Below are 25,633 nucleotides of genomic sequence, written 5' to 3'. Positions count from 1 at the left end.
TGGGATAATCATTTATATCAATAAATGCAAGTATAAATAAAGTGGCTGGGATTGATATAATAGCAAAATAAAGTAACTGTAAAGAGAAACTTTGTTTTATTTTATCAGTGGAACTTTTAATCTTTGTATGAATTAAATCCATCATTAATAAAATATTGAACCCGAGTAAAAAAATAAAATCAATTACTAAGATAAAGCTCATAAGAATGAGTAATAAAGGTAGTTGCTGTGATAAAGATGAAAAAACATCAACAAAGTATCTAAATAAATTCAGATCAAAAATGGTATCTCTTGAGAACATTGTTAAAATGAGAATACCAAACAGTAAACTGAACACAAAGAATAGGATGGGTTTATATTGTTTTATAAATGCACATATAATTATGTCCAGAAAACTAATAGAAATACATATCCATCCGTATATAATAAAAAACATTTTAATCACCTCTTAATTTCATTATAAATTAGATGGATAAACATAACAAATATTGTTTATCTATGTAATTAGATAAAAAATATCTTAACATTCCATGTTAAAATAAAGTTATCTAAATCCTAGATAGGAGATAAAAATGAAAAAAGTATTTACTTTTATATCAAGCTTACTACTAATTTTCATTCTTGTTGCATGTAATAATCAACCAATAACACCAGTAGAAACATATACTGTTACATTTGATTCAAATGGTGGTTCAGCTGTACCTGCGCAAGTACTTGAATTTGGAGAGAAGGTTGTGGAACCAGCAAATCCAACCAGATCCGGTTATGAATTTGTTCATTGGTATACAACAACTGAAGATATGCCATTTAATTTTAATTTTCCAGTAAGTGCTGATTTTACTTTATATGCTAAATGGAATGCATTGGGTGAAGATACGACAGCACCAGTAATTAGTTTAAATCCAGCAACAAATCCAGTGACAGTTTCAATGAATTCAAATTGGAGTTTACCAACTGTTACTGCAAATGATAATGTTGATGGCGATTTAACAGATCAAGTTGAATATGATGGTTCAATGATTCAAAGTTATTTAGTTGGCAATCAATATGTATTCACTATTGTTGGTGAATACGAAGTAACTTGGTCAGTTGAAGATGAGGCTGGTAATTCAGCTACATTAAAACTTTCAATTATTGTTGTAGAATCACAACCAAGTTTATTAGATTTTGAATATTCAGGATTTAATGGATATTACAATGCTTTATCTGGGGCAACGACAGATAATCAAATGATTACAACATTTGCAGGTATTTTAAGAAATACACTGACTTCATATAAAGGTTATAATACTTCAACAGAATATAACTGGGTCTTAAGCACTAGAAAAGGTGGACAATATATCTTATACGATATAACTGATTATGTATTTGAAGGTGGATGGATTACAACAGGTTGGGTAACAAATGGTACTGGACCTAATGGTGTAAATGTTGATAGAGAACATATCTGGCCAGCAAATAACATGCAAATTAGACCAGAAAATAGTGCAAGACGCTTAGATAAGTTTACAAGTTTTGTTATTAACACAGGAAGTTTTGATGATAGACCAAGTGGTACTGAACGTGGACATTACAGTGATTTACATAATATGTGGAATGCTGAACGTACAGCTAATCAAAGCTTACACTCTGACCACTATTTTGGAAATACTGGTACAACCGGTAATCCAAATAGAAATGGCCAATTATTCTATCCAGGGGATGAATATATTGGTGATATCGCTAGAGCCTTATTCTATATGACGTTAACATATCCGCATTTAACACTTGTTAATGAAGGTGACTCAAATGCAGTTAAAGGTTCAATTTATTATGGATATTTAAATGTATTATTAGAATGGAATAAACTCGATCCAGTGTCACCAGAAGAAGTTGCAAGAAATAATAAGATTCATCAAAATCAAGGTAACAGAAATCCATTTATTGATTTCTATTATGATGGTGACTTTGCTGAAATATTCTTCAGCTTTGGTGACCCAGAAGTACCTTATACAATTTAAAGAATGTATTAAATAAAAGACCCTTCACTAAGATGAGGTCTTTTTACTTATAAATGGCTTTATTAAGAGTTTTATATATTGAAAACACCAAATTTATTGAAATTGAAGATTATTTGTTTTTTTTCTTAAAGAAAACACTTACAATTTAAATATTTCCAATTCGAAAAAATGTTATAATATGAGTATCATAAAATGGGAGATCTTATGAAGCGATCACTTTTAATTATAGTTTTACTATTTACACTCATACTTTCTGCATGTTCAAGAGGTGTCGGATTGGATAGACTTGATAAACCAATTGGTTTAACAGTTTATAAAAATACGATCTCTTTTGGAGCGATTTATAATGCAGATAAATACATTTTTAATGCAAATGGTATAAACATTGAAACAGAAGAACCTTTCTTAGAATTGACCGAAGAAGGAATCTACAATGTAAGAGTCAAAGCAGTAGGTGAAGGATATTTAGATTCGCTTTTTTCAGATATGGTTAAGGTCACTGTTAAATATTTATCAGTTCCAACAGATATTGAATTAGATGGCAATGAAATTATTTATTCAGGTGATCCTGATGCAGATAGTTTCGTGATTGAAATTGATGGTGTTGAATATAACTCTGAAACGGATGATTTACCAAAACTAGAACCTGGAACATATATGGTAAGAATTAAAGCAGTTTCAAGTGTTTATATTGATTCAGATTATAGTGAACTTGTTGAATTAAAGTATCGATATTTAAATCCACCAACTTTAATTAATGTGGTGAATGGTGTATTAACTTATCTTAAAGATCCAAATGCAAGCTATCATATCATTGAAATCAATGGTGTTGAATACGATACAAGAACTCAAATTGTACCACTTTTTACACCAGGAGAATATGCAATCCGTATTAAATCGATGAGCGATACTTATATCGATTCTGAGTTCTCAGAAATGCTTAATATCATTATTGATGAAAATGATCTAATTCAAACTTCACATAGTTATACCTATAGTCTATTCTCACACTTTGATTTACCACTCTTTACGTATTATATGCGTTCTGTAAATCAATTTGAGTTTTATCGATTAATTGAAGATGAAGAAACAGAAGAGATTAAAAAAGAAGCTGTTGATACAAAATATTTATATATTTTAGAAAATACAGTTTATTTAAAATCAGAATATTTAAATATATTAAAGAGTATCCAAAAAATGGATAAACAAAGTGTGTTCACATTTGAATTACAAACAAATGCAGGTCAACACACAATCACTATTAATTTATCAGATGATGAAAAACCATACATATACTCTGATAAAAATATAAAAACAAATTTCCATGATGATATTGTCTTTGGATTTGATTTATTTGGGGCAGAATTTGTATCGGTATCAGGTAATGGTATTAAAGATACTGATTATGTATTTGAGGGTGGTATCTTAACCATCAAAGTTGAGTACATCATTCGAACATTCCAAGAAAATTCAGCAAGAGATAACATTATTCTAACCTATCGATTTGAAGGTAAAATCCAAAATCAAGATGGTACTTCTAAATCAATTACATATTTGGGATTCATATCAATCAAAAAATAATGGACTAATTTCTTAGTCCATTTTTACTGTAATCTTGACATTATTAATGTCAATTAAATATAAACCATCTTTATCTTCTTTAAGATCATAAAGATTTTTCTTTAAATTTTCTTTGAAAGTTTCAAATCTAGCTTTTGGAACAAAAAGTTCATACGCTTTTAAACCAACGACATCATCAGGGTTGTTTGGAATATTTAAACCATTCCATACGTTAAATCCTAAATGATGGTGATATCCAGCATCACTTGAGAAGTGTGCTGCTGGTCCATAAGACATTGTTTCTTGGAACCCAAGGACACCTTCAAAAAAACGAATACCTTTATTTATATTAGAAACATGTAAATGCAGATGTCCCATAATTGTGCCTTCTGGAATTTTTTTGAAAGGTTCTCTCACTTGATTTTTAATTAAGTCTTCATAATCCATCGGTGCATTGACTGCTTGGTCAAATGGTGGCCAATCAGATGCTTTTCTATCGGCATAGATTTCAATACCATTACCATCTGGATCGTCTAAATATAAAGCTTCACTTATACCGTGGTCAGCACCACCAGTAACAGGTTGTCTTGTATGAATGAAATGCTGAATAATTTGGCCTAGGTAAGCCCTATTAGGTAATAAAATTGCGAAATGATAGAGTCCTGTTGTACGCATTTTAGGTCTTGCTAGCGGATTATAAATTAAGTGTACGAGTGGTTGATCTTGAAAGGTTCCTAAGGTATATAAATTGTCTTGTTTAGATATAAGTTTTAAGCCTAAACTGTTTTGGTAGAATGCTAAAGAGCGGTTAATATCTTTGACCATTATTGTAACGGTTTTGATATGCATAATATCATTTGAATGAAAGTTTTCCATAGAGTTTTTTCTCCTTTACTTCATTATATCAATTATGTGATTCATAAGGAAGAAGGCACCTTTGGGTAACCAAGTCACCCGATTGTTAAAACAGGCAATTGTGTGAAAGAATTTTAGTCAAAAAAATGATTGACACTCACTATCATTAATGATAGAATAATAACGCGTGTAAACACACCAGAGTGGAAGAATTTGATTCGTACCACATACTTATTAGAAGAAGGAGGTCGTGTTATGGCAGAGAAAAAAGTTGTCAAACAAGTTAAGCTACAAATTCCTGCAGGAAAAGCAACTCCAGCGCCACCAGTTGGTCCAGCACTAGGTCAAGCTCAAGTTAATATTCCTCAATTTGTCAAAATGTTTAACGACATGACACAAAACATGGTTGGTTATATCGTACCAGTTGTGATTTCAGTCTATGAAGACAGAACATTCTCAATTGTTACAAAAACACCACCAGCTTCTGACTTACTTAAGAAAGCAGCTGGCTTACAATCAGGCGCTAAAAACGCTAAGAAAGATAAAGTCGCTACAATCACTAAAGCTCAGTTAGAAGAAATCGCAAAGATGAAGATGCCTGACTTAAATGCATACACAGTCGAAGCAGCAATGAATATTATTGCGGGTACTGCAAAGCAAATGGGTATCGTCATTGCAGAATAATTTAGAAAGTTAAGACTTTTCTAAATTGTGGGAGGAAATCCCGTTATACCACATTTAGGAGGAACATATGAAAAAAGGAAAGAGATACTTAGAAGCTGCTAAGTTAGTCGATAAGACAGTTAAATACAGTGGTTTAGAAGCTACTGAATTAGCTAAGAAAACTTCAGTTACTAAGTTTGATGCTACCGTTGAAGTTGCCTTCCGCTTAAACGTTGACCCAAGAAAAGCTGACCAAAACTTAAGAGGTGCTATTAGCTTACCTCATGGTACTGGTAAATCAGTTAAGGTTATCGTTGTTGCAAAATCTGATAAAGCTAAAGAAGCTTTAGCAGCTGGTGCAGATGCGGCTGGTGATACTGAGTTAATCGAAAAGATCTCAGGTGGTTGGTTAGATTTCGACGTTATGGTTGCAACTCCAGATATGATGGCTCAACTAGGTAAATTAGGTCGTGTGCTTGGTCCTAAAGGATTAATGCCAAACCCTAAAACCGGAACTGTCACATTAGATGTTGCTAAAGCTGTACAAGAAATCAAAGCAGGTAAGATTGAATACCGTACTGATAAAGTTGGTAACATTCATGCCCCAATCGGTAAAACTTCATTCGATGCAGCTAAGTTACACGAAAACATGTTAGCTTTATACAACCAATTAATGCGTATTAAGCCAGCAACTGTTAAGGGTACTTACATCAAAAACATTACTGTTTCCACAACAATGGGACCTGGTATCCATGTTGATGAAAACAAAATCAAAAACTAATTATTCGCAACTTAGAAATTAACTTAAATTAAATATTGACCTAAGACAGTAGCCGATCGCAAGATCTTAATCTGCTACCGAGGAAAAATAAACCTGGAACTTATTTTCTCTCTTTTATGTCTTATGGATATTCAAAAGAGGGATTTTATTTTTTAACCGAAATAAAATCAAAAAGTATACACCTTACAAAGGAGGCACAAAATGAACAAAATCATTGCTAAAAAAGTTCAAGAAGTCGAAACTTTAGTTGAGAAATTCAAATCAGCTAAAACTGTAGTAGTCTTTGAATACAAAGGCTTATCTGTAGCAGACTTAACAACTTTAAGAATTGATCTTCATAAACAAAATATTGAAGTCAAAGTTTACAAAAACAATATTACACGTCGTGCCGCTGAAATCGCAGGTTTTAATCAATTAACAGAGTCGTTAGTTGGACCATTAGCAGTAGCTATCTCATATGAAGATGTTGTTGCACCAGCTAAGAGCATTGCAGACTTTGCTAAGAAGAATAAAACTGTAGTGATTAAATCAGGTGTTATTGAAGGTGAAGTTGTTGGTTCAGCAGGCATTAATGCACTTGCAAACCTACCATCAAGAGAAACTTTATTAACACAATTAGCGGCTGGATTATTAATGCCAGTAAAAGAATTATCAGTAGGTTTAAATATGCTTGCTGAAGGTTCAAATTAATAAGAAATCAATCAAAGGAGAATTAAAAATATGGCAAAATTAACTAAACAAGCTTTCGTTGAAGCTTTAAAAGAAATGTCTTTATTAGAAATCAAAGAATTAGTTGATGGCTTAAAAGAAGAATTTGGTATCGACCCAACTGCAGTTGCAGTTTCAGCAGCTCCAGCTGCTGCAGCCGCTGTAGAAGAAAAAACTGAATTCAACGTAATCTTAAAATCATTCGGTGATAAGAAGATTGAAGTTATCAAAGTTATGCGCGCAGTTACAGGCTTAGGCTTAGTAGAAGCTAAGGCTTTAGTTGAAACAGCTGATGCTGTTATCAAAGAAAAAGCTAAGAAAGATGAAGCTGAAAAAATTAAGGCTGACTTCGAAGCTGCTGGTGCAACAGTTGCAATCGTTTAATTTCTAAAACGAACATGAGTGAAAAACCTGAGGGAACCCCCTTGGGTTTTTTCACATCTTATAAGGAGGTAAAGATGAGTCATTATTTCATTAATGATGATAAATTAGACCATCAAGAATCTACGTACAACCTCACTTTATTTGGGATGAATTTAAAGCTTACCACAGATAAAGGTGTCTTCTCGAGAGATGGGTTAGATTATGGTTCTAAAACACTAATTGAAGCAATCCAAATTGATGAAAAAACAACCTCACTTTTAGACATGGGATGTGGTGTTGGCGTGATGGGGATTGTTTTAAAGAAACAATATCCAAGCTTAAAACTCACAATGTCAGATGTCAATTTAAGAGCAGTAGAGTTAGCTAAAAAGAACGCTTTGGCTAACAAAGTTGAAGCAAATATTTTAGCCTCTGATCTTTTCACTCAAATTGAAGATTCGTTTGATTTAATTATGTCGAATCCACCAATCAGAGCAGGTAAGAAAGTCATCTACACTTTATACGCTGATGCATACAAACATTTAAATAATGAAGGTAGTCTTTGGATTGTTGTAAGAAAACAGCAAGGTGCGAAGTCAACCATTGATTATTTAAAGACAATTTATCGTGAAGTGCTTGTACACACTAAAGATAAAGGATTTTATGTTATTCAAGCGATAAAATAACAGTATTTCATTTTCTTATTGACTACATTTAGAAATTTGTGGTAAAATTATAAAATGCATAGAAATGGTCTCTTTATATATATTTTAATATATAAAGTGGTTAAAAATGTTCCCTTAAAGAACGATAGGAGTGTGAATTCATGGGATATAAAACCGTTCCATACGGAAAAAAAGCAGAGCGTCGTAACTACTCAAAAATGTTACATCAGGTAGAATTACCAAATCTTATCGAGATCCAAACCACATCATTTCAAGAGTTCATCGAAACAGGTATCAATGAGTTATTAAAAGATATTTCCCCAATTGAAGGTCATAATGGGGATTTAAAGCTTTATTTTGAAGAAAGCTCTTTAGCTGAACCAAAATATTCAATCGGAGACGCAAAACGTCGCGATCTTAATTTCTCAAGACAATTATCTGCTCGTGTGAAACTTGAAAATGCGATTACCGGTGAGGTACGTGAGTCATCTGTATTAATGTGTGACTTACCAATGATGACTCCATCAGGTACATTCATTATTAATGGTGCTGAACGTGTTGTGGTATCTCAAATCGTCCGTTCAAGTGGTGTTTATTATACTTCTGAACTTGATAAAAAAATTAACGCGATTAAATATGCAGCACAAATCATTCCAACACGTGGTGCTTGGATTGAATTTGAACAAGGCTCCAAAGAGATTCTCTATGCAAAATTAGACAGATCTAAAAAAGTCCCAATGACTACTTTCATTAGAGCATTAGGATTTACAACTAAAAAAGAAATTGAAGAAACATTTGGTAAATCAAGTTTAATTTCATCTACATTTGAAAAAGATGAAGCTAAATCTCCAAATGATGCAGTTATTGATTTATATGCTAAATTACGCCAAGGTGAAAAAGTGCCAGCAGATGCTGCACGTGAATTCATCCGTTTAAGACTATTCGATCGTAGAAGATATGATCTTGCAGCTGTTGGACGTTATAAATTCAACAAAAAACTTGACGTGTTAGCGCGTGCTCAAGGTACATTCTTAGCTCAAGATATCTTACTTGCTGATGGTACAGTTATCAAAAAAGATACTGAAATCACTAAAGATATCGTTGATCTACTCGCTCAAAACCGTGATTCATTCCGTCGCGAAGTTATCGCTAAAGAAGATTCATTAGAAAATGAAACTCCAGAAGAAATCTTAGCTGTTACATTACCAGATGGTGGTGACATGCTATATGCTAAAGAAAATATTGCAAACTTAAAAACAGGTGAAGTTTTAGTTAAGAAAAATGAACCAATCACTGATGAAGTCTTATCTACATTACGCAAGAATAGACATTCAATCGATGAAAAAGTTATTAAATATTTCTTAAATGAAGACATCTATAAGAAAGAATCAACAAGACGTGGCGTTTACGCTGAAATTCTTGATGTTTATGTTTACGATGACAATGGTGATAAATCATCAGTGATTCGTTTAATTGGTAATGACCAAACAGAAAACAAAGAACATATCGTCTTATCAGATATTGTTGCAGCAATCTCTTACTACTTAAACCTTTATGATGGTTTAGGTGCTATTGATGACATCGACCACTTAGGTAACCGTCGTTTACGTTTAATCGGCGAACTCTTAAAGAACCAATTCAGAATTGGTTTAGCAAGAGCTGAGAAGAACATCAAAGACAAAATGTCTACAACAAACTTTGCTGATGCAACTCCTTCAAACATTATGAATATGACACCACTTGTTGGTGCGATTAAGACTTTCTTTGGTTCATCTCAATTGTCACAATTCATGGATCAAATCAACCCACTTGCTGAATTAACTCAAAAACGTAGAGTATCAGCATTAGGTACGGGTGGTATCGCAAGAGACCGTGCCGGCGTTGAAGTCCGTGACGTCCACAACTCACACTATGGTCGTCTATGTCCAATTGAAACACCAGAAGGTCCATCAATCGGTTTAATCTCATCACTTGCAACATACGCTAAAGTTGACAAATATGGATTCATCCAAACACCATTCTTAAAAGTTGTTAAGAATGAAAAAGGTGAACCAATGGTTACGCAAGAATATGTATACCTAACTGCAAACGAAGAACAAGATCAAGTTATTGCGTCTGCAGCTTCACCAGTTAATGAAGACGGTACATTCATTGAAAACCGCGTGATTGCAAGATCTAACGGTGAAACTGCGATCTTTGATGCAAGCAATGTTACTTACATGGACGTCAGCCCTAAACAGTTAGTATCTGTTGCGACTGCATCAATTCCGTTCCTAGAACACGACGACGCATCACGTGCCTTAATGGGTGCGAACATGCAACGTCAAGCAGTGCCACTTTTACAACCAACATCACCAATCGTAGGTACTGGTATTGAATACCGTGCTGCTAAAGACTCAGGTGCTGTAGTTGTTGCTCAAACATCAGGTTATGTAACTTATGTTGATGCTAAGAAAATTATTATTACTAAAGAACCAATTGAAGATATTAAAGTAGCTGGTCAACCAATTTATACAGTTGGTGGTGAATTTAATTACGCAATTGCTAAGAAATTATATGATTATGGTCTAGGTGAAAATGAAACTTATGAATTAATCCAATTCTTAAGATCAAACCAAGACACATTAATCTTACAAAGACCAATCGTTGCACAAGGTGAGTGGATTGATAAAGGCGATGTTATCGCTGATGGTCCATCTACTGATAAAGGTGAACTTGCCCTTGGTCGTAACGTTACTGTTGCCTTCATGACTTGGGAAGGTTATAACTATGAAGACGCCGTTATTATGTGCGAAGACTTAGTTAAAAATGACGTGTATACTTCAATCCATATCGATGAATATGAAATTGAAACACGTGATTTAAAACAATCAAATGGTAAAGAAGAAATTACAAGAGAAATTCCAAACGTTGGACAAGAAGCTGTTAAATACTTAGATGAACGCGGTATTATCGTACCTGGTTCTGAAGTAAAAGAAGGCGATATCTTAGTTGGAAAGATTACACCAAAAGGTGCATTTGAACCAACACCACAAGAAAAACTTATCCATGCAGTTATTGGAGATAAAGCAAAAGAATTCCGTGATTCATCACTACGCGTACCACACGGTGGCGGTGGTGTTGTTCAATCTGTTCAATATTTCAGTAAGAAAAATGGAGATCAATTACCTCCAGGCGTAAATGAACAAATTCGTGTTTATATCGCTAAGAAACGTAAGATTACTGAAGGGGACAAAATGGCAGGTCGCCATGGTAATAAAGGGGTTATCTCTAAAATCTTACCAAGAGAAGATATGCCATACTTAGCAGATGGTACACCAGTTGACATCATGTTAAACCCATTAGGGGTTCCATCTCGTATGAACATCGGACAAATCTTAGAAATTCACTTAGGTATCTCAGCTAAACGCTTAGGTATCAAAGTTGCAACACCAGTCTTCGATGGTGTTACTGACGAAGACTTAAAAGAAATCATGAAGGATGCTGGTATTGAACCAGACGGTAAAACAACACTTTATGATGGACGTACTGGTGAGGCTTATCAAAACCGTATTTCAGTTGGTGTCATGTATATGATCAAACTGTCACACATGGTTGACGATAAACTTCATGCTAGAAACGTCGGTCCATATACTTTAGTAACGCAACAACCAATGGGTGGTAAAGCTCAAAATGGTGGTCAACGTTTCGGGGAAATGGAAGTTTGGGCATTATATGCTTATGGTGCTGCACATACATTACAAGAAATGTTAACTGTTAAATCAGATGATATGCTTGGTAGAAATAAAGTATACTATGCAATCACTCACGGTCAACCAATTCCAAAAGCATCAATTCCTGAATCATTCCGAGTATTAACTCGTGAATTACAAGCTTTAGGATTATATGTTGAATTAGTTGATGCAACAACTGGTGAAAACGAAGCGACTAAGAGCTTAGTTGACACTACGAAAGGCTTAAACAAAGGAGGGTTTAGATAATGTCTAGCAAAGAAATTCTATCATTACCAGTAGAACAACTTAAACTTTCCCAAAAGGCCTTAGAAAGATTAAAACTCTCAGGTATTGACCGTTTAGAAGATTTCAATACGTTCAATATTAAAGAACTACAATCTTTACTATCCGACTCTTTTGAAGAAGTTTTACCAACTTTAGTCTTTTACAAATTACCAAGAAAGGTTAGTGATTTATCACTATCTTCTGAAGCAGTTTCAGTTTTAGAAACTGTTGGTATTAGAGACTTAGAAGCTTTATTAAAGTATGACCGCCATGCGTTATATCATATCTTTGATAAAGATGATTTCCTACTTAAGGAAATGAATGACTTATTCGAACTTTATCAACAAGAACCATTATCAGAAGTTGAACATCTACATGGTGAACATGAAGAAGTAGCTCCTGTTGTGTTAGTTGATGATGTTGAATCAAGAATTAATATTAATGTAGAACCTATTAGAAAAGGTTATGGTTCAAGAACATTTACACACTTCAAGATCAGATTAGCTTCTCCAGAAGAAATTAGAAACTGGTCTTATGGTGAAGTTGTGAATCATGAAACTATTAACTATCGTACATCTAAACCTGAACCAGGTGGATTATTCGATGAACGTATCTTTGGACCAACCAGAGATTATCAATGCGCATGTGGTAAGAAACAAACCGTTAATAAAGGTCAAATCTGTCCAAAATGTGGTATTGAAATTACTGAATCTAAAGTACGTCGTGAAAGAATGGGTCACATTAACTTAGAAGCTCCAGTTGTTCACACTTGGTATTTAAAGAACTCACCTTCACGCCTTGCAATCCTTTTAGGTATTAAAGCAAAATCGTTAGAAGAAGTTGTTTACCATGCAGCTTATATTGTTACAGATCCAGGTTCGAACACACCATTAACTAAGAAACAAATCTTAACAGAGCAAGACTATTCAGCGCTTGTTGAAGAATACGGTAATAGATTTACAGCACTTACTGGTGCAGAAGCTGTTAAAAAATTACTTCAAGAGTTAGACTTAGACAAAGAAGTTAAACAATTAAGAAGAAGATTAAAGACAGCGTCTAAACAAAAACGCGATCGTATCATTAAGAGACTTGAAGTTGTTGAATCATTCAATGCATCAGACAATAAACCTGAATGGATGGTTATGGATGTTATTCCTGTCATCCCACCAGATTTACGTCCGATGGTTCCACTTGATGGTGGTCGTTTCGCAACAACTGACCTTAATGACTTATATCGTCGTATCTTAAACCGTAATAACCGTTTAAAGAAACAAAAAGAACAAAATGCACCTCGCTTAATTACTAAGAACGAAAAACGTATGTTACAAGAAGCAGTTGATGCTTTATTTGACAACGCTAAACGTGGTAAGAAAGCAGCTGTTGAAAGAAATCGTCACTTAAAATCATTATCAGATCTTTTACGTGGTAAACAAGGTCGTTTCCGTCAAAACTTACTTGGTAAACGTGTTGACTACTCAGGACGTTCAGTAATTATTGTTGGTCCAGACTTAGAAATGTACCAATGTGGTATTCCACGTGAAATGGCATTAATCTTATTCAAACCATTCATCTTAAGAGAATTACAAATTATGACTGGTGCTGAAAAGAAAAATGCGAATGCTAAATATGAAAAACGTGATGAAGATACTTGGAAGGCATTAGAAAAGGTTGTTCGTGAACATCCAGTGCTATTAAACCGTGCCCCAACACTTCACAGACTTGGTATTCAAGCATTTGAACCTAAATTAATTGATGGTAAAGCGATCCGACTTCACCCACTTGTTACACCAGCGTTCAATGCTGACTTCGACGGTGACCAAATGGCGGTTCACGTACCACTTTCACCAGAAGCACAAGCAGAAGCAAGACTTTTAATGTTAGCTTCTAACAACATCTTAAACCCTAAAGATGGTAAACCAGTTGTTACACCATCTCAAGACATGGTTTTAGGTAACTATTACTTAACAATCGAAGAAAGATTAGATCGTCAATTCACTGATGCTGCTAAACAAGCAAGACACGATGAATTACATAGAAACGAAGGTAAATTCTTCGCATCTATCGAAGAAGCTAAACTTGCTTACGAACACAAAGAAATTACATTACATACACGTATCATTCTTCGCCCTGAAACAGTAAAACATACATTTACTGCTGAGCAAATGAACATGTATTTAGTCACTACATTAGGTAAGTTAATCTTTAACAGTATCTTACCTGAAACATTCCCTTATGTGAATGAACCAACATCTAAGAACTTAGAAGTTCAAACACCAGATGTTTACTTCATTAAAAAAGGTGAAAATCCAAAAGAAGCATTAAAATCAATTCCATCACCAGAACCATTTAAGAAGAAATTCTTATCACTTGTTATTGCCAGAGTATTTAAGTTATTCCACATTTCAGAAACTTCTAAGATGTTAGACAAACTTAAAGACTTAGGATTCAAGTATTCAACAGTTGCTGGTATTACAATTTCATTTGCTGACATCAATGTTTATTCTAAGAAGAAAGCTTTAATTGATGACACAGAAGAACAAGTAAACCAAATTGAAGAATGGTATGAAGATGGTCTCTTAACAGAATCAGAACGTAAAAAACTTGTTATCGACAAATGGACTGAAGTACGCAGTAAGATCCAATCTGGATTAATGAGTGAATTTGATAAGGACAACAACATCTTCATGATGTCTGACTCAGGTGCCCGTGGTAACGTATCTAACTTTACACAGTTAGTCGGTATGCGTGGTCTGATGAGTAACCCTAAAGGGGAAACTATTGAAGTCCCAGTTCAATCATCATTCCGTGAAGGTTTAACCGTATCAGAATTCTTCATCTCAACCCACGGTGCCCGTAAAGGTTCTACCGATACTGCGTTAAAGACTGCGGAATCTGGTTACTTAACACGTCGTTTAGTCGACGTATCACAAGATGTCATCATTGTTGAAGACGATTGTGGTAGCGAACATGGTATTTATGTTGAAGCTATCAAAGATGAATCAGGTAAAGAAGTTGTTTCTCTACATGATAGAATCCATGGTAGATTCTCAGCTAAAGACATTATTAATCCAAATACAGGTGAAGTACTCGTTAAACGTAATGAGTTAATCACTGATGAAATCGGATATGAAATTGTTAAAGCTGGATTTGAAAAAGTTGAAATTAGATCAGTACTTTCATGTAACTCTAAACATGGTATCTGTGCGAAAGACTACGGTATCAATCTTGCTACTAACCAATATGTTGAAGTTGGGGAAGCAGTTGGGGTTGTCGCAGCTCAATCAATCGGTGAACCTGGTACTCAGTTAACCATGCGTACATTCCACACCGGTGGTGTTGCCTCTGGTGCCGATATTACACAAGGTCTTCCACGTATTCAAGAGTTATTTGAAGCACGTAATCCAAAAGGTAAAGCAATTATCTCTGAAGTTTCAGGTAAAGTTAAAGAAGTATCTCGTAAAGGTGGTTCATACATCATTACAGTACTTGATGAAGCAAGTAAGAATCAAGATGAATCATCTAAGGAACACAAGTATACACTTGATCCAAACGTTGAATCACTTGTTAAGAAAGGTGATAAGATTAAAGCTGGTCAAAAACTATCAGCTGGTTCTATCAATCCTAAAGAACTCTTACGTGCAACAGACGTTGAAGCTGCATCTAAGTATATCTTAGCTGAAGTTCAAAAAGTTTACCGTGCACAAGGGGTAGAAATTTCTGACAAACACGTTGAGGTTATCATCCGTCAAATGTTAAGAAGAATCGTTGTCGTCGTTGAAGGTGACACTGAACTCTTACCAGGTACAGAAGTTTCAATCGCTGAATTCATGCATGCAAATAAACAAGCTATGGAAAAACGCGGCCGTCTAGCTGTTGGTCGTCCAATCCTACTTGGTATTACACGTGCATCCTTACGTAGTGACTCATTCTTATCTGCTGCATCATTCCAAGAAACAACTCGTATCTTAACAGATGCTGCAATTAAAGGTAAGAGAGATGAATTACATGGTCTTAAAGAAAACGTCATTATTGGTGGCTTAATCCCTGCTGGTACTGGTGTGCTCCAAGAAAAAGATTTCTTCTATGACAAACCTGCTCAAATTATCGAAGAATACGAAGAATTAGACTAATACATATTAAATAAGATCAATCGACAGATTGGTCTTTTTTATTGTTATTATTTTGAAAATAAAAATGCCTCATGATAAAATGAGGCCAAAGAGGGGGATTGGAATGAAATTAGCTAAAATTGGTATTTATTTTTTACTTGCAGCACTTGTATTAGATATGGTATTTAAATTAAGTCAATTTTTTGAACCAAACTGGGAAGCAGATGTACACCTTTATCCTTTTGGACTTATATGGGACTATTTCTTAGTTGGTGTAACTTTACTTGAAGTCATAGGTCTTATCTATCTTGCAGTAAGCCAAAGAAAAGACACAAAATTTAGAAATGTATCGATCATGCTTGCATTTACATTAGTTTTAGAAACATATAATTTTACAGCTGACTATTACGCTACTGCATTAAATCTTTATATGGCAATTTATAGTGTTACAACGGTTTTAATTATTATTTCATCATTCTTATTTGGATCACTCTTTAAACAAAAAGTAGATGACCAAGGTAAGAACTGGGTAAATTACTATTACATTTTATATTTTGCAAGTTTAATTCTTTACTTTGGAAATAACGTGATTCCAGGCTTTAGTGAGGTAGGTTTCTATTTATATACAATGGTTAAATTTGCGATATCATTTACACTTGCAGCAATTTTATTCAAGAGCCATCAATTCCTAAATACAAAGTGGAAATTCTAATAAGACATATAACCAATCGATTTCGATTGGTTTTTTCTTTGTCGTTTTATGATAAAATAACTCTCGCGAGGTATATCAAATGGATTTTTTCAAAAAAGCAGGCCTAACTTTTTTCATTTTGGCTGCAATATCAAGTTTAGTTTTTAATTTAGTGATTGTTGTGTTTCCTGAAGGATTTTTAAGTATTGAGAATCTAGACCCTACAAACTTGCAAGTTTTTTGGATGTTTATGACGTTAATTTTTTCAGCGCTAGGGAGTGTGTTTTTCACAATTGGTGAAAAACGTGATCTTTATTTTTTATCAACAGGTTTTATATCTGTTTTAGTAAGACTCTTTATGATTGGTTTCCACTTTATAATTTTTCTAAATCAAGGTGCTTCATATTTGGCAATGTTAGAAACCTATCTTTATCCATTGTTCATCTTAGATTTGTTGCTGGTTCTTGGATTATTAAGAAGAGTCGACAAGAAAAAAACAGTTGTACACCTCTTGTTCATCTTACTAAGTGTCATTTGGTATAGTGTGATTTTAATGAATATTAAGATTCCTGAAAACATGTTACTTATCTCAGAACTCAATAGTTATGTTGAAATTATTTTAGCTTCAATGTTAGTCTCTATTTATTATTTAAGTAAAGATTGGTATAGAGGTTCATTAATTCTTCGAAAATAGATGCAAAACTTGAAAAAACAATTGAAAAAGTATATAATATAGTTCGGCATATCTATATTGTCGGGTTGAAGTATTCAGGGAGAGAATACTTACGGCCTGAATATCAATAAAAGGAGCGATTAGGGAATCGCTCCTTTTCTTTTTCTATATAATATATATAAAGGAGAAATGCTTATGTTTTTATATGAAAAAGGAAGAATCTTCCAAAACGATAGTGAGGGTAAAATGCAAGCAGAAATCACCTATAAAGAAAAAGGTGATCTTTATTATGCAGACCATACCTTTGTAGACCCAGCATTACGTGGTGGTGGGCTTGCTATGAAGTTAGTGGATGCACTTGTTGATCTTGCAAAAGAAAATGGAAAGAAGATTGTACCAATTTGTCCATACGTTGTTGAACTCTTTAATCGTATGGAAGCAAAGTATAGTTTTATTTGGCATAAAGCTGAATGATGCTTAGATTAGATGGTTTTGGTTTATTTGTCAATGATATGGCAAAGATGATCACTTTTTATCGTGATGTCCTTGGTTTTGAAATTAAAGAATCAATAGATACAGAACATGTTTATTTAATTAAAGATGATACACTATTTTTACTTTATGGAAGAAACTCAATTGAAGCTTTGACAAGGTCTAAGTTCAATTATGCAAAAGGTATATCTGGACATATGGAGATTGCACTTTATGTCGATACTTTTGACGATGTAGATTTATATTATCAAAAACTATTAAAAGCAGATTTTGAAATTGTTACAGAACCAGAAACCATGCCATGGGGGCAACGTACCTTTTACTTTGCAGATCCTGAAGGAAATTTAATCGAAATTGGTTCATTCAATAAGCCTTTTAGAAGATAAAATAGACCACCAACAAATGGTGGTTTTTTTGTGAGAATTGGTGTAATTTAGAAATTATTTTGTTGACTTTTGTATACATAAAATATATAATAAAGAAGGTGTGATTGAAACATCACAAACTAAATTAACTAAATGGCTTCACGAAGCCGAAATATGAAAAATGAAACACTTGGATATGTGTTTCAGGAAAGGAAATGTATTCATGCCTACTATATCACAACTTATCTCAAAGAACATTCGTACAGATAAGAAGTATAAGAGTAAATCACCAGCTTTACAATACGGTTTCAACACTTTAAAGAAAGCTGATTCAAATTATGCTTCACCACAAAAACGTGGGGTTTGTACTCGTGTTACAACAATGACTCCAAAGAAACCGAACTCAGCACTTCGTAAATATGCCCGTGTTCGTTTATCAAATGGAACTGAAGTAACAGCTTATATCCCAGGTGTAGGACACTCATTACAAGAACACAGCGTCGTATTAGTACGCGGTGGACGTGTTAAAGACTTACCAGGGGTTAGATATCATATCGTTCGTGGTACTTTAGATGCGACTGGTGTTGCTAACCGTAAACAAGGTCGTTCTAAATATGGTGCTAAACGTCCTAAAGCTGGCGCAGCTGCAAAACCAGCAGGAAAGAAATAAGAATTTAAAACTCTAATAAAAAATCATTCGAAAGGAAGAAGGTGAACAAGATGCCACGTAAAGGACATGTTGTTAAACGCGATGTATTACCAGATCCTATTTACAATTCAAAACTCATCACTAAAGTAATCAATAGTATTATGGAAGAAGGTAAAAAAGGGACTGCACAAAGTATTTTATACGGTGCATTCAATCGCATTAAAGACCAAACTGGTCGCGAACCAATGGATGTATTCACTGAAGCAATGAATAACATCTCACCTATCTTAGAAGTTAGAGCACGTCGTATCGGCGGTCAAAACTATCAAGTTCCAGTTGAAGTTAGACCAGAAAGAAGACAAGCGCTCGCTTTAAGATGGTTAACACAATACGCTAAAAAACGCCATGAGAAAACTATGGAAGAAAAATTAGCAAAAGAAATTATCGATGCGTCACAAGGCTTAGGTGCTTCTGTGAAAAAACGCGAAGAAACGCATAAGATGGCGGAAGCAAACCGTGCGTTTGCTCATTACCGCTGGTAATAAGGAGATATCTATATGCCACGTCAATATTCATTAGAAAAAACACGTAATATCGGTATCATGGCTCACATTGATGCGGGTAAAACGACTACTACCGAACGTATTTTATACCATACAGGTAAAATCCATAAGATTGGTGAAGTTCATGACGGAGCTGCAACTATGGACTGGATGGAACAAGAACAAGAACGTGGGATTACAATTACATCAGCAGCAACTACTGCAGTGTGGAAAGATCACCGTGTTAATATCATTGACACCCCAGGACACGTCGACTTTACAGTTGAAGTTTCTAGATCACTACGCGTATTAGATGGTGCTGTTACAGTTATTGATGCTCAAGCAGGTGTTGAACCTCAAACAGAAACTGTTTGGAGACAAGCTACTGAGTATAAAGTTCCAAGAATTGTTTACGTTAATAAAATGGATAAAATTGGTGCAGACTTCAAGAATGCAATCAAGACTATCTTAAACCGCTTAGGTGTTAAAGCAAATGCAATCCAATTACCTATTGGATCAGAATCAGATTTCAACGGTATTGTTGACTTAGTCGAAATGACTGCAGTTCAATATACTGGTGATGCTGATGAAACAACAAAATCAATCGAAATCCCAGCTTACATGATGGATGAAGTTAAAAAAGCAAGAACTGATTTAATCGAAGCTGTTGCTGAATTCGATGAAGAATTAATGATGTCTTATTTAGAAGGCGAAGAAGTAACAGTTGAAATGTTAAAACGTGCAATCCGCACAGGTGTTCTAGCAGTTCAATTCTTCCCAGTCGTTTGTGGATCATCATTCAAAAATAAAGGTGTTAAGAAAGTGTTAGATGCCGTTATCAACTATCTACCTTCACCACTTGACATCCCACCGGTAATCGGTCACAATTCAGACGGTGTTGAAATTATTAGACACGCAGATGATGAAGAACCATTTACTGCATTAGCATTTAAAGTTATGACAGACCCATTCGTTGGTAAGTTAACATTCTTCCGTGTGTACTCAGGTAAAATTACTTCAGGTTCATACGTTAAGAATACAACTAAAGATGAAAGAGAAAGATTCGGTCGTATTCTACAAATGCATGCGAACAATCGTCAAGAAATTTCTGAAATTTACGCAGGTGATATCGCTGCTGCAGTTGGTTTAAAAGTCACTACAACAGGTAACACTTTAGCTTTAGAAAATGATGATATTATCTTAGAATCAATGAACTTCCCTGAACCGGTTATCGAAGTTGCGGTTGAACCAAAAACTAAGAATGACCAAGATAAGATGGGTAACGCTTTAGCAAAACTTGCTGAAGAAGATCCAACTTTCAGAACTTATACAAACACTGAAACTGGCCAAACAATTATTGCTGGTATGGGTGAATTACACTTAGAAATTATTGTAGACCGTATGAGACGTGAATTCAAAGTTGAAGCAAACGTCGCAGAACCTCAAGTTTCTTACCGTGAAACAATTACTCAAGCTGCACAAATTGAAGCGAAATTCGTTCGTCAGTCAGGTGGACGTGGTCAATATGGTCACGTTGTGATCAACTTCGAACCAAATCCTGGTAAAGGCTTTGAATTCGTAGATAAGATCGTTGGTGGTGTAATCCCTCGTGAATATATCCCATCAGTTCAAAAAGGCTTAGAAGAAGCTTTACAATCTGGTGTGCTTGCTGGTTTCCCAATCGTAGACCTTAAAGCAACATTAACATTCGGTTCATACCATGAAGTCGACTCATCAGAAATGGCATTCAAAGTTGCTGCGTCTATGGCGTTAAAAGATACTAAGACTAAAGCTGGTGCTGTGATCTTAGAACCTATCATGGATGTCGAAGTTGTTACACCTAACGACTATGTTGGTAACGTCATCGGTGACATTACTTCACGTCGTGGTCGTCTTGAATCACAAGAAGGCCGTGGTAACGCAATCGCTATCCGTGCATTCGTTCCACTTTCTGAAATGTTTGGTTATGCAACGTCACTTCGTTCAAACACTCAAGGACGTGCAACATTCGTAATGCAATTTGATCACTACGAACGTGTACCTAAATCAATTCAAGAAGAAATTATGAAAAAACGCGGTTCAAACTAATCCGCTTCACAAAAAATTAGTATTATGATAAAATAATCATGATTAAAATATGATTTTAAAACGAAAATTATAGGAGGATTTTGCAGTCATGGCAAAACAAAAGTTTAACAGAACAAAACCCCATGTTAACGTTGGTACAATCGGCCACGTAGACCATGGTAAAACTACTTTAACTGCTGCTATTACTACTGTATTAGCTGGCAAAGGTCTTGCTGAAAAGAGAGACTACACACAAATTGATGCTGCTCCAGAAGAAAGAGAACGCGGTATTACAATTAATGCTGCTCACGTTGAATATGAAACAGCAACTAGACACTACGCTCACGTAGACTGCCCAGGACACGCTGACTATGTTAAAAATATGATTACTGGTGCCGCTCAAATGGACGGTGCTATCTTAGTTGTATCAGCAGCGGATGGTCCAATGCCACAAACTCGCGAACACATCTTATTATCACGCCAAGTTGGTGTGCCTAAGTTAGTTGTTTTCTTAAACAAATCAGACTTAGTTGAAGATGCTGAATTATTAGACTTAGTTGAAATGGAAGTACGTGAATTACTTTCAGAATACGATTTCCCAGGAGATGACATTCCAGTTATCCGTGGTTCAGCTTTAGGTGCTTTAAATGGTGAACCTCAATGGGTTGCTAAAGTAGAAGAATTAATGGCTGCTGTTGATGCTTACATCGACACTCCAGTTCGTGCTACTGACAAACCATTCATGATGCCAGTAGAAGACGTATTCACAATTACAGGTCGTGGTACAGTTGCTACAGGTCGTGTTGACCGTGGTATCGTTAAAGTTGGTGACCAAGTAGAAATCGTTGGTATCCGTGATACTAAGAACACTACAGTTACTGGCGTTGAAATGTTCCGTAAATTAATGGATCAAGCTGAAGCAGGTGACAACATCGGTACTTTATTACGTGGTGTTGACCGTTCAGAAGTTGAACGTGGCCAAGTATTAGCTAAGCCAGGTTCAGTTAAACCACACAGCAAATTTACAGCTCAAATCTACGTATTATCAAAAGAAGAAGGTGGTCGTCACACTGCATTCTTCTCAAACTACCGTCCTCAATTCTACTTCCGTACAACTGACATCACTGGTATCATTACCTTAAACGAAGGTACTGAAATGATTATGCCTGGTGACAACGCTGAAGTTACAGTTGAATTAATTCACCCAATCGCTATCGAAGAAGGTACAAAGTTCTCAATCCGTGAAGGTGGAAGAACTGTTGCATCTGGTTCAGTAGTTAAAGTTATTGAATAATTAACTTAAAAATTAGAGACTTCCTTGGAAGTCTCTTTTTTTACTTTAGTGGTATAATTAAATAAAAAATAAAGGATTATTTTAAAGTTATGATCATAGACACACATATCCATCTCAATATGAAAGATTATAATGATGACTTAGACCAACTACTAGAAAATGCAAAATTAGCTGGTGTTGAGAAAATGATTGTTGTTGGTATGGATAAATATCACAATAAAAAAGCAGTAGAACTATCTAAAAAATATCCGAATTTATATGCATCCGTAGGTATTCATCCGGTTGATGTTGGTAAACTCACCTTAGATGATGTGATGCCTTATGTGAACCATAAAAAGGTTGTAGCAATTGGAGAAACAGGTATCGATCTTTATTGGAATAAGGATAATTTAGAACTTCAACAACAAGAATTTATTAAACAAATTGAACTTGCGATTAAATTGGATAAACCAATTATTATTCATACTAGAAATTCATTTAATGAAGCTTTCGAATGTGTGAAACCGTATATTGGACGCCTTCGTGGTGTATTCCATTCATTTTCTTCTAATTTAGAAGATGCAAAAAAATGTATAGATGCTGGATTTTATATTGGTATTGGTGGTGTTGTTACATTCAAAAAAGCACTTGAACTTCAAGAAATTGTAACTCATATTGATCTTTCTCATATGTTAATTGAAACGGACGGTCCATTTTTAACACCACATCCTTATCGTGGTAAAAGAAATGAACCAGCCTATAATAAACTTATTGCAGAAAAAATCGCTGAATTAAAAGGTGTTTCATTTGAAGAGGTATGTAAAATCACCACTTTAAATGCGACAAACCTTTTTGGATTGGAGAACTTATGAAAAAAATACTTTCACTCATTTTAATTTCAATGCTTGTATTCACACTTGCAGGTTGTGATTTAGATGAATATCTTTCAAATTTAAGACCAGATGTATATGCCCCAGCAGTAACAGAAGAAGAAGCTGAATTTATCGCAATGGTTCAAGAATTAGAAACCGCCGTCGTTGCGATTGAAAATACACAAGATAACAACCAATCACGTCGTGGTAGTGGTGTTATTGTCAAAGTTGAAGCGGCACTATTAACAAATGTTTATACAGTACTTACAAGTCAATGGGTTGTAGAAGATGCATTATCTCTTAATGTTTATGTATCGAGCATTCAAAGTTATCCAGGTGTTATTTTAAATTATCAGGCAGAATACGATGCAAATAGTGATATTGCAGTGGTTACTTTTGAAACAAATAGAGAATTAGGTGTTATTGAATTAAATGAATTTGATGATTCAATTGAATTACTCAAAACAAGAGAAATCTTCTCAATTGGTACACCAATTACTTTAGGTTATTTCAATTATGTCACAAATAAAGCATTAATCATGGGTAATCAAGGCAATATTTTAATCCATGGAACAAATCTTAATTATGGTCAAATTGGTTCACCACTATTCTTAAAATCAACAGGTCAGTTGATTGGTATTAATACGAAATATTCAACAACTGCAGGTAGCCAACAACGTCCTGAGGTTTTAATCAACCATGCACTATTTGTAAATAGAGTCATTGAACTTGTTGAAGGGTACTTATAATCTATGAAAAAAATCTTAAGTTTATTTTACTTAGGATGCTTTATCTTTCTACTTGTAGGTTGTATTCCAAAACCGATTGAACATCCTGAAAGAGAACATCCAACAGTACTTCAATTTCAGACATTGACGAATAACCTCAAAGCCTCTACAGTGGCTTTACTAGGTCATTACATGGAATTTGATTTAGGACTTGGTAGTGGCAGTATTTTCCATCGTGAAGAAGTTCCTGGTGGCTATCTTTATTATGTTGTAACGAATAATCACGTTGTTGATGGTGTGACACACGTGAAGGTTCAAACGGCATTTGATCGTATTGAACTTGGTGACATTTATGCATATCCAACAGGCACATCGATTCCTGATCATGAAGATATCGCAATTGTCAGATTTATGAGTGAATTTGACTACCCAATGATTGATATAATTCCACTTCAAGAAGAAAATATGCGCATACAAGTTACAAAGGGTATGACAGTCTTTGGCATTGGGACACCAATTAATGAAGCAAATTTTAACCTTGTAACAAACTTAGGTATCGTTTCAGGTATTGATTCAATGTTTATTGGACATACTGCAAATATTAATCCAGGTAATTCGGGTGGACCACTCTTTTCATATGATGGTACATTTATTGGTATTAATACACAAAGAATTGAAAAGTATTATGGTGAAACAGTATATTTAATGGCTGAAGCTATTCATGTAAATCAAGTTGCTAAAATGATTGAAACAAGATTAAATGCAGTGACACCAAAACTTGGTGTACATTTAGTTGCATCAACTGACTTTTTATCAACAAATTATGTTGAATGGTTCGGTGAACGTGCACAAGATTTTATTGCAGCTGATAAAATTGACACTGACTATGAAGGTATCGTTATTATTGATATCAATTCAACCAGACCTTCTTATGGTCAATTTGAAATTTATGATTTGATTACACATTTTGAAAATCAACCAGTAACTAAGAATGAAGAGTTAATTGGTTTAATTGGCGAGGTGAAAAGTGGTATGACTTATCATTTCACAGTGAGAAGATTTGATCAGAATTTAGGTCAATACAAAAACGTCGTTGTTACGGTCGAAATTCCATGAGAGCAATTCTTGAGTATTTATTAAAACGAAAAGAAACTATTAGTTTTGCAGAATCAATGACAGGTGGTGCACTTGCAGCAAGTTTTATTAAAAACTCTAATGCAAGTCTATCTTTAAAAGAAAGTTTTGTTGTGTATTCAAATGAGGCAAAACAAAAATATTTAAACATTGATCCTAAACTTATTGAAATGTATGATGTTGTTTCAAGTGAAGTTTGTGAAGCGATGGTAAGAAACTTACATCTTTTAACAAATAGAACACTTTGTATCGCAACAACAGGTTATGCAGAAAGAAAAAATCCTAATCTTTGTTACTTTGGAATGTATTATCAAGGTGAGGTTTATATTCAAAAATTAGTATTTGAAGATCAAAAATCTCGTGAAGAAAATATTGATACCACAGTCTCATACATTGTAGAATTCATCAAAAAAACATTGAAAATTTAGTTGTTTTAAATAACATT

22 protein-coding genes and 1 other annotated feature are annotated in these 25,633 nt (G+C 34.5%); of the genes, 21 read left to right on the top strand and 1 reads right to left on the bottom strand.

Annotated features, from left to right (window positions below; genetic code table 11):
* The first annotated feature begins 572 nt into the window (after nucleotides 1-572).
* Nucleotides 573-2,000 carry an endonuclease gene (locus JV173_RS05060; protein ID WP_205735207.1) on the top strand — a complete coding sequence of 476 codons (1,428 nt, stop codon included), beginning with the start codon at nucleotides 573-575 and terminating at the stop codon, nucleotides 1,998-2,000.
* Between the two features lie 204 nt (nucleotides 2,001-2,204).
* Nucleotides 2,205-3,581 carry a hypothetical protein gene (locus tag JV173_RS05055; protein WP_205735206.1) on the top strand — a complete coding sequence of 459 codons (1,377 nt, stop codon included), beginning with the start codon at nucleotides 2,205-2,207 and terminating at the stop codon, nucleotides 3,579-3,581.
* A gap of 12 nt (nucleotides 3,582-3,593) precedes the next feature.
* On the opposite strand, the gene JV173_RS05050 is transcribed toward JV173_RS05055, so the two are convergent.
* On the bottom strand, nucleotides 3,594-4,436 hold the full coding sequence (locus JV173_RS05050; protein WP_205735205.1) for a VOC family protein: 843 nt from the start codon (nucleotides 4,434-4,436) through the stop codon (nucleotides 3,594-3,596).
* Between the two features lie 234 nt (nucleotides 4,437-4,670).
* Here JV173_RS05050 and rplK point away from each other — a divergent pair, with 234 nt between their 5' ends.
* From rplK to JV173_RS04955, 19 genes are all read left to right on the top strand, one after another.
* Entirely contained in the window at nucleotides 4,671-5,099 is a 429-nt protein-coding gene (gene rplK / locus JV173_RS05045; protein WP_205735204.1) for a 50S ribosomal protein L11, read from the top strand.
* A gap of 67 nt (nucleotides 5,100-5,166) precedes the next feature.
* Nucleotides 5,167-5,859, top strand: coding sequence for a 50S ribosomal protein L1 (gene rplA, locus JV173_RS05040; RefSeq protein WP_205735203.1), 693 nt, complete (start codon nucleotides 5,167-5,169; stop codon nucleotides 5,857-5,859).
* Between the two features lie 21 nt (nucleotides 5,860-5,880).
* Nucleotides 5,881-6,017: a sequence feature (ribosomal protein L10 leader region), on the top strand.
* 43 nt (nucleotides 6,018-6,060) lie between these two features.
* Entirely contained in the window at nucleotides 6,061-6,549 is a 489-nt protein-coding gene (gene rplJ / locus JV173_RS05035) for a 50S ribosomal protein L10 (RefSeq protein ID WP_205735202.1), read from the top strand.
* A 30-nt stretch (nucleotides 6,550-6,579) separates the two neighbouring features.
* Complete coding sequence (gene rplL / locus JV173_RS05030) at nucleotides 6,580-6,951, top strand: 50S ribosomal protein L7/L12 (RefSeq protein WP_205735201.1); 372 nt, start codon at nucleotides 6,580-6,582, stop codon at nucleotides 6,949-6,951.
* Between the two features lie 74 nt (nucleotides 6,952-7,025).
* A complete protein-coding gene (locus tag JV173_RS05025) occupies nucleotides 7,026-7,616 on the top strand; it encodes a class I SAM-dependent methyltransferase (RefSeq protein ID WP_205735200.1) in 591 nt (196 codons plus the stop codon).
* A gap of 140 nt (nucleotides 7,617-7,756) precedes the next feature.
* On the top strand, nucleotides 7,757-11,575 hold the full coding sequence (gene rpoB / locus JV173_RS05020; protein WP_205735199.1) for a DNA-directed RNA polymerase subunit beta: 3,819 nt from the start codon (nucleotides 7,757-7,759) through the stop codon (nucleotides 11,573-11,575).
* Nucleotides 11,575-15,723 (top strand): DNA-directed RNA polymerase subunit beta', encoded by a 4,149-nt coding sequence (gene rpoC / locus JV173_RS05015; RefSeq protein WP_205735198.1) that lies wholly within the window; start codon nucleotides 11,575-11,577, stop codon nucleotides 15,721-15,723. The genes rpoB and rpoC overlap by 1 nt, the downstream gene beginning before the upstream one ends.
* A 103-nt stretch (nucleotides 15,724-15,826) precedes the next feature.
* Entirely contained in the window at nucleotides 15,827-16,414 is a 588-nt protein-coding gene (locus JV173_RS05010) for a hypothetical protein (protein ID WP_205735197.1), read from the top strand.
* A gap of 79 nt (nucleotides 16,415-16,493) precedes the next feature.
* Nucleotides 16,494-17,087, top strand: a complete 594-nt coding sequence (locus JV173_RS05005; protein ID WP_205735196.1) for a hypothetical protein — start codon at nucleotides 16,494-16,496, stop codon at nucleotides 17,085-17,087.
* Nucleotides 17,088-17,261: 174 nt separating this feature from the next.
* On the top strand, nucleotides 17,262-17,540 hold the full coding sequence (locus JV173_RS05000) for a GNAT family N-acetyltransferase (RefSeq protein ID WP_240453016.1): 279 nt from the start codon (nucleotides 17,262-17,264) through the stop codon (nucleotides 17,538-17,540).
* A complete protein-coding gene (locus JV173_RS04995; protein ID WP_372433664.1) occupies nucleotides 17,540-17,944 on the top strand; it encodes a VOC family protein in 405 nt (134 codons plus the stop codon). The genes JV173_RS05000 and JV173_RS04995 overlap by 1 nt, the downstream gene beginning before the upstream one ends.
* A gap of 202 nt (nucleotides 17,945-18,146) precedes the next feature.
* Nucleotides 18,147-18,593 carry a 30S ribosomal protein S12 gene (gene rpsL, locus JV173_RS04990; protein ID WP_205735193.1) on the top strand — a complete coding sequence of 149 codons (447 nt, stop codon included), beginning with the start codon at nucleotides 18,147-18,149 and terminating at the stop codon, nucleotides 18,591-18,593.
* A 50-nt stretch (nucleotides 18,594-18,643) separates the two neighbouring features.
* On the top strand, nucleotides 18,644-19,114 hold the full coding sequence (rpsG, locus tag JV173_RS04985; RefSeq protein WP_205735192.1) for a 30S ribosomal protein S7: 471 nt from the start codon (nucleotides 18,644-18,646) through the stop codon (nucleotides 19,112-19,114).
* Nucleotides 19,115-19,129: 15 nt separating this feature from the next.
* Nucleotides 19,130-21,202, top strand: coding sequence for an elongation factor G (gene fusA / locus JV173_RS04980; protein ID WP_205735191.1), 2,073 nt, complete (start codon nucleotides 19,130-19,132; stop codon nucleotides 21,200-21,202).
* Nucleotides 21,203-21,290: 88 nt separating this feature from the next.
* A complete protein-coding gene (tuf, locus tag JV173_RS04975) occupies nucleotides 21,291-22,475 on the top strand; it encodes an elongation factor Tu (protein WP_205735190.1) in 1,185 nt (394 codons plus the stop codon).
* A gap of 89 nt (nucleotides 22,476-22,564) precedes the next feature.
* Entirely contained in the window at nucleotides 22,565-23,326 is a 762-nt protein-coding gene (locus JV173_RS04970; RefSeq protein WP_276208422.1) for a TatD family hydrolase, read from the top strand.
* The gene (locus JV173_RS04965; RefSeq protein ID WP_205735188.1) at nucleotides 23,323-24,075 is read left to right on the top strand and encodes a S1 family peptidase; all 753 of its coding nucleotides are present in this window, start codon (nucleotides 23,323-23,325) and stop codon (nucleotides 24,073-24,075) included. The genes JV173_RS04970 and JV173_RS04965 overlap by 4 nt, the downstream gene beginning before the upstream one ends.
* A 3-nt stretch (nucleotides 24,076-24,078) precedes the next feature.
* A complete protein-coding gene (locus JV173_RS04960) occupies nucleotides 24,079-25,170 on the top strand; it encodes a S1C family serine protease (protein WP_205735187.1) in 1,092 nt (363 codons plus the stop codon).
* On the top strand, nucleotides 25,167-25,616 hold the full coding sequence (locus JV173_RS04955; protein ID WP_205735186.1) for a CinA family protein: 450 nt from the start codon (nucleotides 25,167-25,169) through the stop codon (nucleotides 25,614-25,616). The genes JV173_RS04960 and JV173_RS04955 overlap by 4 nt, the downstream gene beginning before the upstream one ends.
* The last annotated feature ends 17 nt before the right edge of the window (nucleotides 25,617-25,633 follow it).

The sequence above is a fragment of the Acholeplasma equirhinis genome (genome assembly GCF_017052655.1).
Taxonomy (GTDB): Bacteria; Bacillota_I; Bacilli_A; order Acholeplasmatales; family Acholeplasmataceae; genus Acholeplasma; species Acholeplasma equirhinis.
Note: the sequence above shows the minus strand (reverse complement) of the source record. Positions and strands in the feature narration are given on the sequence as shown.